The 13,686-nt window shown below is 64.4% G+C and carries 11 protein-coding genes; 2 read left to right on the forward strand and 9 right to left on the reverse strand.

Annotated features, from left to right (window positions below):
• Window positions 1-52 precede the first annotated feature (52 nt).
• From NKI19_RS22020 to NKI19_RS22040, 5 genes are all read right to left on the reverse strand, one after another.
• Window positions 53-928, reverse strand: a complete 876-nt coding sequence (locus NKI19_RS22020; RefSeq protein ID WP_352490188.1) for a class I SAM-dependent methyltransferase — start codon at window positions 926-928, stop codon at window positions 53-55.
• 96 nt (window positions 929-1,024) lie between these two features.
• The gene (locus NKI19_RS22025) at window positions 1,025-1,531 is read right to left on the reverse strand and encodes a cytochrome c (RefSeq protein ID WP_352490189.1); all 507 of its coding nucleotides are present in this window, start codon (window positions 1,529-1,531) and stop codon (window positions 1,025-1,027) included.
• A gap of 23 nt (window positions 1,532-1,554) precedes the next feature.
• On the reverse strand, window positions 1,555-2,604 hold the full coding sequence (locus NKI19_RS22030) for a methyltransferase (protein WP_352566273.1): 1,050 nt from the start codon (window positions 2,602-2,604) through the stop codon (window positions 1,555-1,557).
• Between the two features lie 166 nt (window positions 2,605-2,770).
• A complete protein-coding gene (locus tag NKI19_RS22035; RefSeq protein WP_352566271.1) occupies window positions 2,771-5,287 on the reverse strand; it encodes a two-component system VirA-like sensor kinase in 2,517 nt (838 codons plus the stop codon).
• Window positions 5,284-6,198 carry a cytochrome-c peroxidase gene (locus NKI19_RS22040; RefSeq protein ID WP_352490192.1) on the reverse strand — a complete coding sequence of 305 codons (915 nt, stop codon included), beginning with the start codon at window positions 6,196-6,198 and terminating at the stop codon, window positions 5,284-5,286. The genes NKI19_RS22035 and NKI19_RS22040 overlap by 4 nt, the downstream gene beginning before the upstream one ends.
• A gap of 233 nt (window positions 6,199-6,431) precedes the next feature.
• Here NKI19_RS22040 and NKI19_RS22045 point away from each other — a divergent pair, with 233 nt between their 5' ends.
• Both NKI19_RS22045 and NKI19_RS22050 read left to right on the forward strand, forming a co-directional pair.
• Window positions 6,432-7,211 (forward strand): response regulator, encoded by a 780-nt coding sequence (locus NKI19_RS22045; protein WP_352490193.1) that lies wholly within the window; start codon window positions 6,432-6,434, stop codon window positions 7,209-7,211.
• Window positions 7,212-7,414: 203 nt separating this feature from the next.
• Window positions 7,415-8,161, forward strand: a complete 747-nt coding sequence (locus NKI19_RS22050; RefSeq protein WP_352566269.1) for a gamma-glutamylcyclotransferase — start codon at window positions 7,415-7,417, stop codon at window positions 8,159-8,161.
• Here the strand turns inward: NKI19_RS22050 and NKI19_RS22055 are convergent.
• The 4 genes from NKI19_RS22055 to NKI19_RS22070 form a co-directional block, all read right to left on the reverse strand.
• Window positions 8,148-10,130 (reverse strand): glycoside hydrolase family 127 protein, encoded by a 1,983-nt coding sequence (locus NKI19_RS22055; protein ID WP_352566267.1) that lies wholly within the window; start codon window positions 10,128-10,130, stop codon window positions 8,148-8,150. The genes NKI19_RS22050 and NKI19_RS22055 overlap by 14 nt on opposite strands.
• A 27-nt stretch (window positions 10,131-10,157) precedes the next feature.
• Entirely contained in the window at window positions 10,158-11,015 is an 858-nt protein-coding gene (locus tag NKI19_RS22060; protein ID WP_352490196.1) for a carbohydrate ABC transporter permease, read from the reverse strand.
• Window positions 11,015-11,941: a carbohydrate ABC transporter permease gene (locus tag NKI19_RS22065; RefSeq protein ID WP_352490197.1), complete on the reverse strand. Its 927-nt coding sequence runs from the start codon at window positions 11,939-11,941 to the stop codon at window positions 11,015-11,017. Before NKI19_RS22065 ends, NKI19_RS22060 begins: the two co-directional genes overlap by 1 nt.
• Window positions 11,942-12,432: 491 nt before the next feature.
• On the reverse strand, window positions 12,433-13,686 hold the full coding sequence (locus NKI19_RS22070; protein ID WP_352490198.1) for an ABC transporter substrate-binding protein: 1,254 nt from the start codon (window positions 13,684-13,686) through the stop codon (window positions 12,433-12,435).

A 13,686-nucleotide genomic window follows, 5' to 3' on the forward strand; every position in this document is an offset into this window, starting at 1 on the left:
CGCGCGCTCGCCGATGGCAGTATCGAGCATCGTGTGTCCTCCCTTCGGTTCGTTATCCCGGCGTATTCACCCATGCGCCGACGAAGGGCGGCAGCATGATGCACGTCTGCTGCTCGACAGCCTCGTTGCGCAGCCGCTCGGCGAGGGTATCGACGTCCACCTCGGCGGCGGTCGCGGTACCGACTGCCTCGGCCATCGGCAACAGGCTGCGCAACGTGCCGGCAATGTAGTCGTAGATCGGCGATTCGGGTCCGCTGCCGGCGAGGCCGGCGGAGTTCATCCGCGGCGCCGGCAGCCCTGCGCCGGCGAACACCATGGGCAGCCTGCCACCCATGTCGACCTCGAAACCCGCCCGCTCGATCGTGTCGATGATCCAGCCGCGGCATTTGCCGAACAGCGGCGCCTCTGGAAAACTGCGGGTGAGCGGCATCGCCAGTTCCTGGACGGCGACGATGCCGCCAGGCCGCAGGAAACCGGCAAGCCTGCGCAGGGTTGCGGCCGGGTCGGGCAGATACATCAGGACAAGCCTGCCGATCACCGCATCGAAGTCCCCGTCGGGCGAGAATGTATCAAGCTCGGCCGTCGTGAAACGTGTCCAGTAACACTGGCCGGATTCAGTGGCGCGCCGCTCGGCGATGTCCACAGCCTCTGCCGAGCGATCGACACCAAGCACCCTTCCCGCCGGTCCGACCAGCCTTCCGGCCAGCAACGAGACATCGCCTACGCCGCAGCCAATGTCGAGCACGCGCATGCCGGGTCCTATGCCCGCACTGCGCAGGACATGCTCAGTAAGGTCGTGAATGAGCGCTCCCTGCAGCTCCAGGCGCTTGAATTCGCTTTGCGTGTAACCCAACGCATAGGGACGCGGATCCATGGTGCTCTGATCACGGTCGGTCTTCGGCGCATGTTCGGCAAGCAGATTGTACATGTTTGACTCCATGATCGATTTATCGCGGATCGATTTGTCTCGATTTGACCGCTGGGCAGCCTGATGACCGCCCACGGCCGGACCGTTCGGACGCCACTATGATTTCGGCGCCCGCGGAACGAACACGATATGCGGCGTCTTCGGCGGACGACCGGGCGGCACATAGTCCGGAACCGGCGTATCGTCTGCCGGGAGCGAAAGCACATATCGGTGGATGGCGCGCAGGTCGGCCTCGCTCATGGCACGCAGGTTGAACCATGGCATGGGCGGGCGCGTCTCGATCGTGCGCGCGAACTGTACCCAGTCGTCCTCGTCCATGGTTCGCAAAAACCGGCGAAGATTGGTTGGGTAAGTCGTACCCCACGGCCCGTTGAAGCCGAGCGAGTCACCGATCAGCCATCGATCCTGCGGGACGTTGCCGGCCTTCTCCAGGTACCCTGGCGTGTGGCAGTCGTTGCAGCCGCCGATTTTCACAAGATATCGACCGTGCTCGATCGAAGCGGCCGCGGACGCCGCGCCCACCTCAACCTGGTTGAGCGTTGCGGCGGTGAATACTGCGGCCAGGCCAAGGGCGGCAATTGCGATGAGAGCTCTTCGTGTCATCAGCTCCTCTAGCTTCTCCGCTGCTATTTGACGCCGACGATCATCGAGTGAGGCCCGGTGAGATGCTCGCAGCGGACCTCCGCAAAGCCCGCCTTCCGCATCCAGCCAATGCCGTCGGCGCGTGTGTAGTCGAACCCGCCATTGGTGTTGACCAGCATGTTGAGGCTCATCAGCAGACCCGCGGCGTTCTCCCGTCGCTCGTCATCGATGATCTGGTCGTAGACGATGAGCACGCCTTGCTTCGGCAGTGCGGAATGGGCCTTTGCCAGCAGCGCGAGCTTCACCTCCAGGTTCCAGTCGTGCAGGACATGACCCATCACCAGCACGTCGGCGGACGGCAGCGGCTCGGCGAGGAAGTCGCCGGGATAAAACCGAAGCCGGTCTGCAAGCGCGTACCGCTCCACATAGGCCTCGAATACCGGCCGCATCGGCGGCAGGTCGAAACCGCCGCCGGTGAGATGCGGATGGGCGCGTCCTATCTCGACCGGAAGCCTGCCTTCGGCTGTGCCGATATCGATGAAGGTGCGATAGTCCGCCCAGGGAAAATGCCGGGCGAGCGCCTCCGCCACCTGGAGGCTGCCGCCGGTCATCGCCTGCGCGAACATCGCCATCTTGTCCGGGTCCGAAAACAGCATGTCGAACAGATCTTCGCCGTCCTCGGTGCCGTTTTGCGGTTTGCCCGTCCTGAGCGCGTCGGTGAGCGAGCCCCAGTTCGCGTAAAGCAGCTGACCGGCCCTGGCGAGCATCCCGCCGACATAGGTCGACTTGTTGCGGTCAAGGTAGCGGTCAGTCACGGGCGTGTTGCAGTAGACGTTGCCCTCGCGCTCAAGCATGTTCAGCGCAACCAGCGCGTCGAAGAAATCCTGCGCTCCCCGCTCATGCAGTCCGAGCCGGTTTCGCAGTGTTTCACCTTCGAGAGGTCCAGCCGCCAACTCCGTGAAAAGGTCAAGTTCGACGGCGCTCAGCAACGTCTTCGATGCCCAGAAGCCGAGGCCGAGTTGCATAAGGTTTTCGGGCGACAGTTCCGCGACGTCCTTCGCCTGTTTCGTTACCTCGGTGATGTTTGCGTCCATAAGATTCCTCCTTGCTCAAGAGACCGTGACCTTTCCGAAAATCGGTTCCGGTTTTCTGGATCACGGTCTGAGCGCGGGAGGACCATCGACCAGCGCGGCTACGGGTCGATTTCAGCCAGGTGGGATTTTGGTTACAGTTGTAACGAAGAAATCCGGCCGGCCGTGATCAGCCTGAATGCAGATGGCGGGCAAGGCATTGTGCGACGGCGGCCGACAGCAGCGGCTTCTTGATGACTTCGGTTATGCCGGCCGCCGTCAGTTGACACGACCGCAGCGGGCGGCCGTAACCGGTCATCAGCACGATCGGAAGGTCGGGCCGGATCTTGTGCAACTGGCCCGAGAATTCGATCCCTGTCATGTCGGGCATGACCTCGTCCGTCAGCACCAGGTCGAAGCGTTCCGGATCGGTGCGGAATGCGCTGAGAGCCGTGGGGCTGCGGTCGAACCCGACCGGCTCGTAGCCGAGCGCGGCGAGCATCTCCTCCGCAAGCTGCATCAGCGGCGTGTCGTCGTCGACGACGAGGATCGTCTCGCCGTTGCCATGCTGGACCGGCACCTCGGCGGCGTCGCTCTCGTCCTCGTCCTGGGTTGCTGCGGCGGCCTCGATCTGCGGAAAATAGATCTCGAAGGTCGTGCCTTCGCCGGGCTTGCTCTTCACGTCGACGGCGCCTCTGTGCGTCATGACGATGCCGTGCACCGTCGACAGGCCGAGCCCGGTGCCTTGCCCTGCCGGCTTGGTCGTGAAGAACGGCTCGAAGATGCGCTCGAGCGTCGCCTGGTCCATGCCGCTGCCGGTGTCCCTGACGGCAAGGCGGAGATAGCGGCCGGCAGGCAGGTTGCCGTGCGACAGCATCCGCGCCTCAACGAATTCCGTCGTGTCGAGGCCGATTTCCAATGCGCCGCGGTTGTTCATCGCCTGCGCCGCGTTGGTGCCGAGGTTCATCACCACCTGCTGTAGTTCGGTCGGATCGCCCATCATCGCCGCATCCGCGGCTGCAAGATGCGTCTGCACCGAAAGCGTGGCGGGGAACGAGGCGCGCAGCAGGTCGACCGCTTCGGCAACCACGGCTTCCGCCCGCAGCGCGTGATGCTGCCGCTCGTGGCGACGGCCGAAGGCGAGGATCTGCTCGGTAACGTCCTGCGCCCGCCTGCCGGCCTGCATGATCTGCTGGACGTAGCGCCGCGCGCGCGACTCCTTCAGCAGCACCGCCAGCGCCATCTCGCTGTAGCCGAGGACGGCACCGAGGATGTTGTTGAACTCGTGCGCTATGCCGCCGGCGAGCGTCCCGATCGCTTCCAGCCGTTGCGACTGATTGAGCCGCGCCTGCAGCGCCTCACGCTCGCGTTCGCTATGCTCGCGCGCGATGGCATTGGCAAAAATCTCGGCGGCGGTGCGCAGCAGCGCAATGTCGTCGTCGGTCCAATGCTTTTCGTGCGTGACGGTATCGAGAGTCAGAAAACCCAATCGTTCGCCGGCATGCCACATCGGTATGCACAGCCACGATCGAAACTGGTGCGCCTGAAGGGATGCCTTCTCCCGCCCCTCGGGAAGCTCGTCGACGCTGGGAACGTCGATGCAGCCTTGCCGCTCGTGGTCGGCAAGCGTCCAGCGTGAAGCAAGCTCGATCACGTCATTCGGCAGGGGGGCCGGCCTGCTCGCGCCCAGACGGCGATAGAAGTAGCCGCCGGAAGGACCGGCGATGTGGCTGACGAAAATCTGGGCGCCGTCGAGCCCGGCATGGTCGACCAGGCGCGCGAGGCCCTTGCTGATGCCGGCGCGGATGTGGTCGCGCGGCAGATTGATGAACTGCGTGGAGATCGAGGCGATCAGGCCCTCGAATTCCAGCCGCTCGCGCAGGATCCGCGCATTGCGGCGCAGGCGGGCGAACAGGTAGGCGACATAGCCGACGAGTCCCAGCGCGGCGACATAAAGCAGCGTCTGGAACAGTTCGGCCCTGGCCGCGGCCCGCCCATGCGCACCGAGATAGACGTCCTGCAGCGCGCGAGCCGGCTCGCTCGTCGGCGCGGTCTGCAGGCGGGCGACGAGACCGTCGACCGCCGGAAGCCTGGCGACGATAAGCCGGCCGTGGGAGACGAGCGAGAGCACATCGCTTGCAGGCACGGCATCGACCGAGGGCCTGGCCAGCCGGTCGAGTGCGGCGGTTACTGCCTTTGCCGCGTCCGGCTGGGGATCGCTGATAAACCGCGACATCGCGACCATCAGGGCTCCTATCTCGACCGCTCGAAGGCCGTCACCCTCGCTCGTGAGGCGACCGCTCATATAGTTGAAAAAGTTCAGCGAATTCTGCAGCAGCGCGTTGTCGGACTTGAACCTCTCGACAAGCGCTTCCTCGTCGCGGACCGCGGCGATGACCCCGGCGATCCGCTTGTCGATATCCACCCGTGTTTCGCCGCTTGCGACGTCGCGGGCAGCCGGCAGCGTCTGCGTCGCCTCATCCAGGTTCTCGATCGACCGCACAAGCGGATCGTAACTGCGCAGCAGTCCCGCGCGTGCCCGCAACACATCGCGCTGCAGGGCGGCGTTATAGAGGATGACGGTCCTGAGCGCATCGAGCGTGCGTTCGTGGCGCGCCGCATAGGGAGCCGTGCCCTGCACCAGGAGGTAGGTCAGGACGATGAGCAGGCAGGCAACGATCGGCGCCAGGATGCGTAGCGACTTCATTGCTGCAGACGATCGGCTGCGCTGGTCAACGGCCGGCCGCGATACTCGCCCGTCAAGGTCCCGAGGAATTCGACGATGAGATCGGCATCGCGCTGGTCGAGCTCCCGGCCGAGCTGGTTCTGCGCCATGATCTTCACCGCGTCTGCGAGCGATGCGGTGCGGCCATCGTGAAAATACGGCGCCGTCACCGCGACGTTGCGCAGGCTGGGAACACGGAACACATGGCGGTCACTCTCGGCGCCGGTAATGGCAAAGCGGCCGAGATCCGCCTTGGTCAGGGTCTTCTGGCGTGCGAAGGGATCCTGGAAGATGCCGAATTTCTGAAACAGATTGCCGCCCACATTGGCGCCCTGGTGGCAGGCGACGCAGCCATACGCTTTGAACAGTTGATAGCCGTGCTCTTCGTCGGTCGTGATGGCGTCGCGTTCGCCCTTGAGATAGCGGTCGAAACGGGCATCGGGCGTGATCAGCGACTGTTGAAACATCCCCAAGGCGTCGAGCACGTTTGTCCGGTCGGGAATGGAGCCGTAGACCCTCGCGAACCGCTGCGAATAGTCTGCATCGGAGCGCAGCCTGGTCAGCAATTCCTCCCAGCTCGTATTCATTAGCCTGTCATCGAGCAGGGCTGCCTCGTTCTGCTGCTCGAAAGTGCGAAAATTGCCGCGCCAGTTCAGCCGGAAATCGAGCGCCGCGTTGAAGACGGTCGGCGTGTTGAATTCGAGCGGCTTGCCGTCCGCCGCCACGGAACGGGCCTGACCGTCGTCGCCGCTGAGATCCAGCCTGTGACAGGAACTGCAGGCCACGACATCGCCATGCGACAGGCGGGCATCGTTGAACAGGCTCTCGCCGAGCGCGATCTTCGCCCGGTCGGAAGCACCGCTGGCCGTGATCGGCGCAATCGGCTCGCCCATCGGCGGAGCCGGCTGATTGCTCTGGGCCAACGCGAAAGGTGCCGCCATTGCCAGGCAAAGCGGAACAAAAAGCCCCGCCCGAACCTTACCAATCTGCTGATGTGCCATCGAGCGAGCCTGTGGCAGGGTGTGCGATCACGAAGATCATCGCGCTCACCAATAAATCGCCGAAAATCGATGTTTAATAAAAGCAACGGCTCGGTCATGAGTTCCACGCTTGCGGACGGTGCGAGATGTCAGCCGAACAAAACATTCGCCACGAACAGCAGTCGAAAGGCAGTATCGAGCAGGCAGCGGCGCCGAGGCATATTCTTGTCGTCGACGACGACGCCGAAATTCGCGAGATGCTCACCAATTACCTGGAGAGCGAAAACTTTAGGGTCAGCGCGGTCGCCGACAGCCGGGCCATGTCGCGCGTCCTCAACGAAAAGCCCGTGGACCTGATGATCCTCGATATGAGGCTTGCGGACGAGGACGGGTTCGACGTCATGCGGCAACTCGGCAGTCCGCCGGAAGCGCCCATCATCATCATCACCGGCCACAGGCGCGACGAGGTGGATCGCGTCGTCGGCCTGGAACTCGGCGCCGACGACTACATCACCAAGCCCTTCAGCCTCAGGGAGCTGCTGGCGCGTGTTCGCGCCGTGCTGCGGCGATCGGCGTCGGCGCAGCCGCAGCCGCGCGGCAAGAAGCACATACGCTATCGTTTTGCCGGCTGGGAGCTCGACATGCGGATGCGGCGCCTGAGGTCGCCGGCGGGCGAGGCGACGCCGCTGACCGCCGGCGAGTTCAACCTGCTGGCAGCCTTCCTGAAATCGCCACAGCAGATCCTGAGCCGCGAGCAGCTACTCGCTGCCAGCCGCGTGCACGACGAGGAGGTGTTCGACCGCAGCATCGACGTGCAGATATTGCGGCTGCGCCGCAAGCTCGAGGTCAACCCGAGCGAGCCCAAGCTCATCGTTACGGAGCGTGGCGCCGGTTACGTGTTGGCGACCGCGGTCGAGGTACTCTGACGCTGCCGTGCCTGCGCCTGTCAGCAGACTGAGACCTTTCTATAGTTTCCAGGGACGACCGCCGATAGGCGTCCAATGAGCCAGGCCGGGCTGCCTTTCAGGCTATCGCGCGCTTCTGATCCAGGTATTTTGGCGCCGGTGTATTCGGCCCTTGAGAATCCTTCAGCCTTCGGCAACATGGCGGCAAGGCTGAGAGCACGAGGATGAGCAAGATCATTTCCGCCGCATCGCGGCGTCGGTCGGCGCCGCGCAAGTCACCGATGGCGCTGACCGAGGCGCTGGTCGCCCGCACCTTGCGTGCGGTCGAGGACGCCGGGCCGACGCCGGGCATGGTCTACATGACCGATGCCGATCACGCGCGCATTCGCGACGAGGTGCTGGCCGGCGCGCCGGCCGGGCCGGTGAAGCTGTTCGCCTATGGCTCGCTGCTGTGGAAGCCGGCCGGCGAGGTCAGCGGTGGCGAACGGGCCGCGGCGACGGGCTGGCACCGTTCGTTTTGTTTTACGGTGCAACGCTTCAGGGGCACGGTCGAGCAGCCCGGCCTGATGATGGCGCTCGACCGCGGCGGCCAATGCCAGGGCATGGTGTTCGAGATCGCCGAGCCCGTGGCGGCCAATCTCGAGGCGCTGCTGCGCCGCGAGATGACCATCCTGCCGGCCGTCAACGTGCCGCGCTGGCTGCAGGTCAGGACGGGCGACGGCATGGGCCAAGCGCTTGGTTTCGTTGTCGATCCCGCCAATCCGCGCTATGCCGGCAAGCTCGAAAAGCGAGCGATAGCGGCGACCCTGGCCACGGCCGTCGGCCATTGGGGTTCGGGCGCCGAATATCTATTCGAGACCATTCGCCATCTCGACGCCTGCGGCATCCGCGACCGCAATCTCTGGCAGCTGCAGGAGCTTGTGGCCGAGGAGATCGGTCGGGCGCCGCCGTCGGGCTTTATTCGTCCCTGAGCCAGACCAGCATCTCGCCGGGGTCGCGGTTGTCCCAGGCGAAATACGGCACGGCGGTGACTTTTGCTTCCTCGATCGCCGGCGGTTCGGTGCGGTAGAGCCCCTCTTCCCAGTTTTCGAAAGCCTCCTTCTTGGCAATCGCCGAAAGTGTCACGACGCCGCCCAGAAGGTTCGGCTGCTGATGCGCCTCGATGTCGGCCGTCCGCGGCAAAGCGATGCGGTGCAGCTGGCTGGAATTGTCGGTCTCCTCGACGCAATAGATCAGCGGCCCGCGGGCCAGTGCGACGCGGCCGATATCCTGCCGCACCTGCGGATTGGCGTAGAGGCGATCGACGGCCATTTCGAGGTCGAGCTCGGCGCGGTCGCCCTTGCGCCATTCGCGGCAGATCGCGGCATAGCCGTCGCTGGTGACAGCAGCCAGATCGACATCGGCGCCGTTGACCTTGAGCGCTGCCTTGCGGCACCAGCCCGGCAGGCGCAGGTGCAAGGTGAACTCGGTCGGAGCTTCCGGTTCGACGGAGATCGAGACCGCGCCGTCCCACGGATAATTGCTGGTCTGGGTCAGCTCAATTTGCGTCCCGGCTATATCGAAACGAGCCGTGCCGTTTCCATAGAGATGGACTGCGAGTGCGTCGTCCGACAGGCCGTAGAAATAGCTGCCGATCGAGGCGACCATGCGCCCGACATTGGGCGGGCAGCACGGGCAGCGGTGCCATTTCCAGCGGTGGTGGGCGCCGCGGCTTTCGAGCGGATTTTCGTAGAAGAACAGCGAACCGTCGAGCGACAGGCCGGAGATCGAGCCGTTGTAGAGCGCCCGCTCCATGATGTCGGCGTAGCGCGTGTTGGGACCCATGCCGAGCATGCGGCTTGCCCAGAACACCAGGCCGACCGAAGCGCAGGTCTCGGCATAGGCGGTGTCGTTGGGCAGGTCGTAATCGGCGGTGAAACCCTCATTGTGCGACGACGGCCCGAGGCCGCCGGTGACGTAAAGGTTCTTGGTCATGAGATCGTCCCACAGCCGGTCGAGCGCCACGCGCAGCGTGTCGTCGCCATATTCGGTGGCCATGTCGGCCATGCCCGCATAGAGGTACATCGCCCGCACCGCATGGCCGACGACCTTGTCCTGTTCGCGCACCGGCTTGTGCGACTGGTTGTATTCGTAAGTCTTGAAATGATAGGCCTTCGGGTCGGCGCCGCGGGCGCGCGCCTCCTCGTCGAAATAATGCGGCTCAAGTCCCCGCTGGTCGATGAAGTATCTGGCTAGCTCCATGTATTTGCGCTCGCCGGTCACCCGCGCCAGCTTGACCAGCGCCAGCTCGATCTCCTCATGGCCGCAATAGCCCTTCCTCTTGCCGGGCTCGGGACCGAACGTCTCGGCGATATGATCGGCGTAGCGGCACATGATGTCGAGCAGTTTGCGCTTGCCCGTGGCCTGGTAATAGGCGACCGCGCCTTCCATCAAATGGCCGGCGCAATAGAGCTCGTGGCAATCGCGCAGATTGGTCCAGCGCAGGCCGGGCTGGATGCGCTGGTACCAGCTCGACAGATAGCCGTCGGGCTGCTGCAGCTTGCCGTACATGTCGATGACGGCGTCGATCTTCTTTTCGAGCTCGTCGTTGCGGCGGCGGTAGAGCGAATAGGCGGCGGTCTCGATGGTTTTGCCCCAGTCGGAGTCCCAGAACATCTGCGTCGTCACCGTCGAGCCGGTGAACTCGTTGCCGGCGGTGGCCGCCTCGTCCGGCGAGGGTGAGTGGAACGGAATGACGACACCGGGCGACGGCCGGTCCGGATCGATCTGCTCGAGCATGCGCGCCTCGACGCAGCGGCCGTAGAGGATGCCGGCGGTTTTTGAGGCGACGGCATCGACGCGGTCGCCCCAGAAGCCGCGCACATCGACCTGCGGCACCGGAAGCGGCCGGAAGGCGAGTTTCGGCTTGGCGCCCTGACTGGCGGATTGCGATGCGGTCATCAATTTACTCCGGTTCGGTTCGATTGGTCACTTGACGGCCCCTGCCATCAGGCCGCGGATGTAGAAGCGCTGCAGCAAAAGGAAGAGCACCAGGCACGGCACCATCATCACGGTGACGCCGGCCTGCACGGCGCCCCAGTCGATGGCGCCGAAGCGGCCGGACTGCAGTGCGGTCATCATGATCGGCAGCGTGAATTTCGACTGGTCGGTCATCAGCACCAGGGCCGCCAGAAACTCGTTCCAGGCGCCGAGGAAGGCGAACAGCGCGATGGTGACGATGCCCGGCCAGACCAGTGGCAGCATGACCCTGAGCAGCATGGTGACGTTGTTGGCGCCGTCCATGCGCGCGGCCTCCTCGATCTCGCGCGGCACCGCGTCGAAGGCGTTGCGCATCATGAAGATCGAGAACGGCAGCTGCAGCGTGACGTAGACGCAGACCAGCCCGGTCAGCGTGTTGTGCAGGCCGATTTTTGTCAGCACCAGGAAGATCGGCGTCAGGATCGACTGGAACGGGATCATGATCGTCGACAGGATGACGACGAAGAGCAGGTTCTTCAGCGGAAAGCGGAAGCGCGAGAAACCGTAGCCGGCGAGCACGCTGACGATTACCGACAGCACCACGGTCATGACCGAGACATAGATGCTGTTTTGCGCCGGCAGCCAGAGGCCGTCGCCGAAGGTGTTGAGCGTGGCGTAGTTCTCGAGCGAGATGCCGCTGGTCGGCCATGGCGGCAGCGGCGGCTGACGCGCCTCCTGCGCCGGCTTGAAGGCCGAAAGCACCGTCCAGGCGATCGGCGCCAGGAACAAGATCGACGCGACGATGCCGGTCGAGTGCTCGGCAATCTGGATGCCGATCCGGCGTTTGCGGCTGCGGGCCTGCGCCATCAGTCGACCCCCTCGTGCTGGCGCAGCAGCCGCAGCTGGATGAGGCTGAGCGCTACCAGGATGACCAGCAGGACCATCGAAAGGGCCGCGCCATAGCCGAGCTTGAACGACACGAAGGACTGGTTGAAGATCCAGTAGACGGCGGTCAGCGTCTGGTTGCGCGGCCCGCCGCGCAGGATGATGTAGAACTGGTCGAAGGCGAGGATCGAGCCGGCGACCGACAGGATCAGCGCCAGCGCCAGCGTGCGGCGCATCAGCGGCAAGGTGATGGCGCGGAACCGCGCGAATGGCCCTGCCCCGTCGATCATCGCCGCTTCCTGCAGATCCGGCGGGATCGATTGCAGGCCGGTCATCAGGATGATCATGGTGAAGCCCGCCACCTTCCACACCACCATGGCGATGATCGACCAGAAGGCCGGCTGGAAGGTCGCCAGCAGGTTGAATTTCTTCTCGGTCAGGCCAAGCTCGAAGGCGGCCGGGCTGAACAGGCCGGAATCGACATTGAGCAGCCACGACCACAAAAGGCTGGCCGAGGCAAAACCGATGACCGCTGGCATGAAGAAGGACGTGCGGTAAAAGCCGGTCAGCTGCCGCGGCCGCTCGATGAACAGCGCCAGCGGAAAGGCGACGGCGAAGATCGCGATCGTCACCACCACCGTGTAGTAGCCGGTGAACTTCAGCGCGTTCCAGAAGCGGGTGTCGCGCAGGATCGCCCAGTAATTGTCGAGCCCGATAAAGCTATGCGCACCCATCAGCGGCCAGTTGTGCAGCGACATCCAGGCAGTCATGCAAAGCGGCACGATGAAGAAGACGACGACAAGGGCAACGGCCGGCGCGACATAGACCAGGCCGATCCACTGCCGGCGCCCGGCGCCGACGAGTTTGCGGGGACGCGTCGGGGCAGAGATTGCTGTGATGGTGGTCATGGCTTGCCTTCCCCTTCTCCCCTTGTGGGAGAAGGTGGATCGGCGCGAAGCGCCGAGACGGATGAGGGGTGTTGGAAGGAATGCCGTCCGCGCCAAGCTGGAGCACCCCTCATCCGTCGCCTTCGGCGACACCGCCCAGGGGCGAGCCACTGGTCTCGCCCCGTCCTTCGGACCCCACAAGGGGAGAAGGGGGAGCTTGCGTCCTCACAAGACTTAGGTTCCTCGCCTCCGCCGAAGGCGGGGGAGAGGTGGCCGCGAAGCGGCCGGAGAGGGGGCTTTCGTAGGGCGCAGTCCCCCTCTCCGTCTCGGCTTCGCCGAGCCACCTCTCCCCCACTTCGTGGGGGCGAGGAACCCAAGCTGGAATTACCCTCCCGCTTGCGGGAAGGGGTGAGAGAACGATGTCTTAATGCTTCCATGTAAGGCGGCCCTGCATTGACGGATGCCCGGCCGCCCGCCCAGGGAGACAGGCGGGCGGCCGGGGCGTCGGCGCTTTACTTCTGCGGCGCCGAATCGATGATCGACTGCATGGTCTCTTGTGCGTTTGATATGGCGCCGTCGACGTCTTCGCCGAAGAAGACCTCGTTCATCATCTGGTTCCACGGACCGTTGGCCGAGTTGATCAGGTCGTTGAACACCACCGAATAGGGCGTGCGGCCCTTGGCCATGGCCTCGGCGGCGACCTTGTAGCGCGGGTCGAGGTCTTTCAGCGCCTCATTGGCGATGTCGCCGCGCACCGGCAGGCTGCCGTATTTCGCTAAAATGGTCTGGCCTTCGAGCGAATAGGCGAAATCGAGGAACTCCTTCACCACCGCGACCTTGGTGGTGCCCTTGGTGACGACGAAATTGTCGCCGCCGGCAAACGACGACCAGCCGCCATCCTTGCCCGGCAGGAAGGTGATGCCGTAGTCGATATCGGGATATTGCGTGTTGAGCGCGCCGATGGCGAAGGCGCCGGACGGCGAGATGCCGATATTGCCGGTGGCGAAGGCGGCAAAGAAGTTGGAGCCGGTGTCGGTCTGCGCGCCTGATGGCACCAGGTCCTTCTTGACCATCGATCGGTAGAGGTCGATGGCGCCGCGCATCTGCGGCGTGTCCAGCGTCGCCTTGGAGCCGTCCTCGGTGAGGATATCGCCGCCCGAGGCCCAGATCAGCGGCGTGAAGGTGAAGATGTTGCAGCCGCCGCAATTGCCGGAGAAGTAGAAGCCCTTGATGTCGCCGCCGAGCGCGTTGACCTTTTCGGCATCGGCTTCGATCTCCGCCCAGTTGGTCGGGCCCTTTTCCGGGTCGAGGCCGGCCTGCTTGAACAGCTTCTTGTTCCAGATCAGCACCGAACTATCGGCCGAGAACGGCAGCCCGTAGATGCGGCCCTTATAGGTGCCGGTCTTGACATGCGCCGGCGACAGGCTGGCGAAATAGGGCAGCGATTTCGCCCAGTCGGTGATGTCCTCCAGCTGGCCGGCGGCGGCGAAGGACGGCGTGTAGATCAGGTCGAGCGACAGCGCATCGGGTGCCGTGCCGCCGGCCGCGGCGGCACCGTATTTCGGGATGATTTCGGCATTGGGGATGATGTCGAGCTTGATCTGGTTCTGATGCCCTTTGTTGAAGGCATCGACGATGCGCGGCATGAAGTTCGAGCCGTCGGCGCGAACCCAGATGTTGGCGGTGTCGGCGGCGGCCGCGCCGACCGTTGCCAGCGTGCCCAAAATGCTCGCGGCGATGGCGAGCCCGGTAATGGTGGTTCTCAT

The sequence above is a fragment of the Mesorhizobium sp. M0751 genome, from assembly GCF_040320265.1.
Classification (GTDB): Bacteria; Pseudomonadota; Alphaproteobacteria; order Rhizobiales; family Rhizobiaceae; genus Mesorhizobium.

What these genes read in the sequence shown, in the direction of transcription:
- NKI19_RS22020 (WP_352490188.1), bottom strand. Translation starts at nt 928, where the DNA reads ATGTACAATCTGCTTGCCGAACATGCGCCGAAGACCGACCGTGATCAG.
- NKI19_RS22025 (WP_352490189.1), bottom strand. Translation starts at nt 1,531, where the DNA reads ATGACACGAAGAGCTCTCATCGCAATTGCCGCCCTTGGCCTGGCCGCA.
- NKI19_RS22030 (WP_352566273.1), bottom strand. Translation starts at nt 2,604, where the DNA reads ATGGACGCAAACATCACCGAGGTAACGAAACAGGCGAAGGACGTCGCG.
- NKI19_RS22035 (WP_352566271.1), bottom strand. Translation starts at nt 5,287, where the DNA reads ATGAAGTCGCTACGCATCCTGGCGCCGATCGTTGCCTGCCTGCTCATC.
- NKI19_RS22040 (WP_352490192.1), bottom strand. Translation starts at nt 6,198, where the DNA reads ATGGGCGAGCCGATTGCGCCGATCACGGCCAGCGGTGCTTCCGACCGG.
- NKI19_RS22045 (WP_352490193.1), top strand. Translation starts at nt 6,432, where the DNA reads ATGTCAGCCGAACAAAACATTCGCCACGAACAGCAGTCGAAAGGCAGT.
- NKI19_RS22050 (WP_352566269.1), top strand. Translation starts at nt 7,415, where the DNA reads ATGAGCAAGATCATTTCCGCCGCATCGCGGCGTCGGTCGGCGCCGCGC.
- NKI19_RS22055 (WP_352566267.1), bottom strand. Translation starts at nt 10,130, where the DNA reads ATGACCGCATCGCAATCCGCCAGTCAGGGCGCCAAGCCGAAACTCGCC.
- NKI19_RS22060 (WP_352490196.1), bottom strand. Translation starts at nt 11,015, where the DNA reads ATGGCGCAGGCCCGCAGCCGCAAACGCCGGATCGGCATCCAGATTGCC.
- NKI19_RS22065 (WP_352490197.1), bottom strand. Translation starts at nt 11,941, where the DNA reads ATGACCACCATCACAGCAATCTCTGCCCCGACGCGTCCCCGCAAACTC.
- NKI19_RS22070 (WP_352490198.1), bottom strand. Translation starts at nt 13,686, where the DNA reads ATGAGAACCACCATTACCGGGCTCGCCATCGCCGCGAGCATTTTGGGC.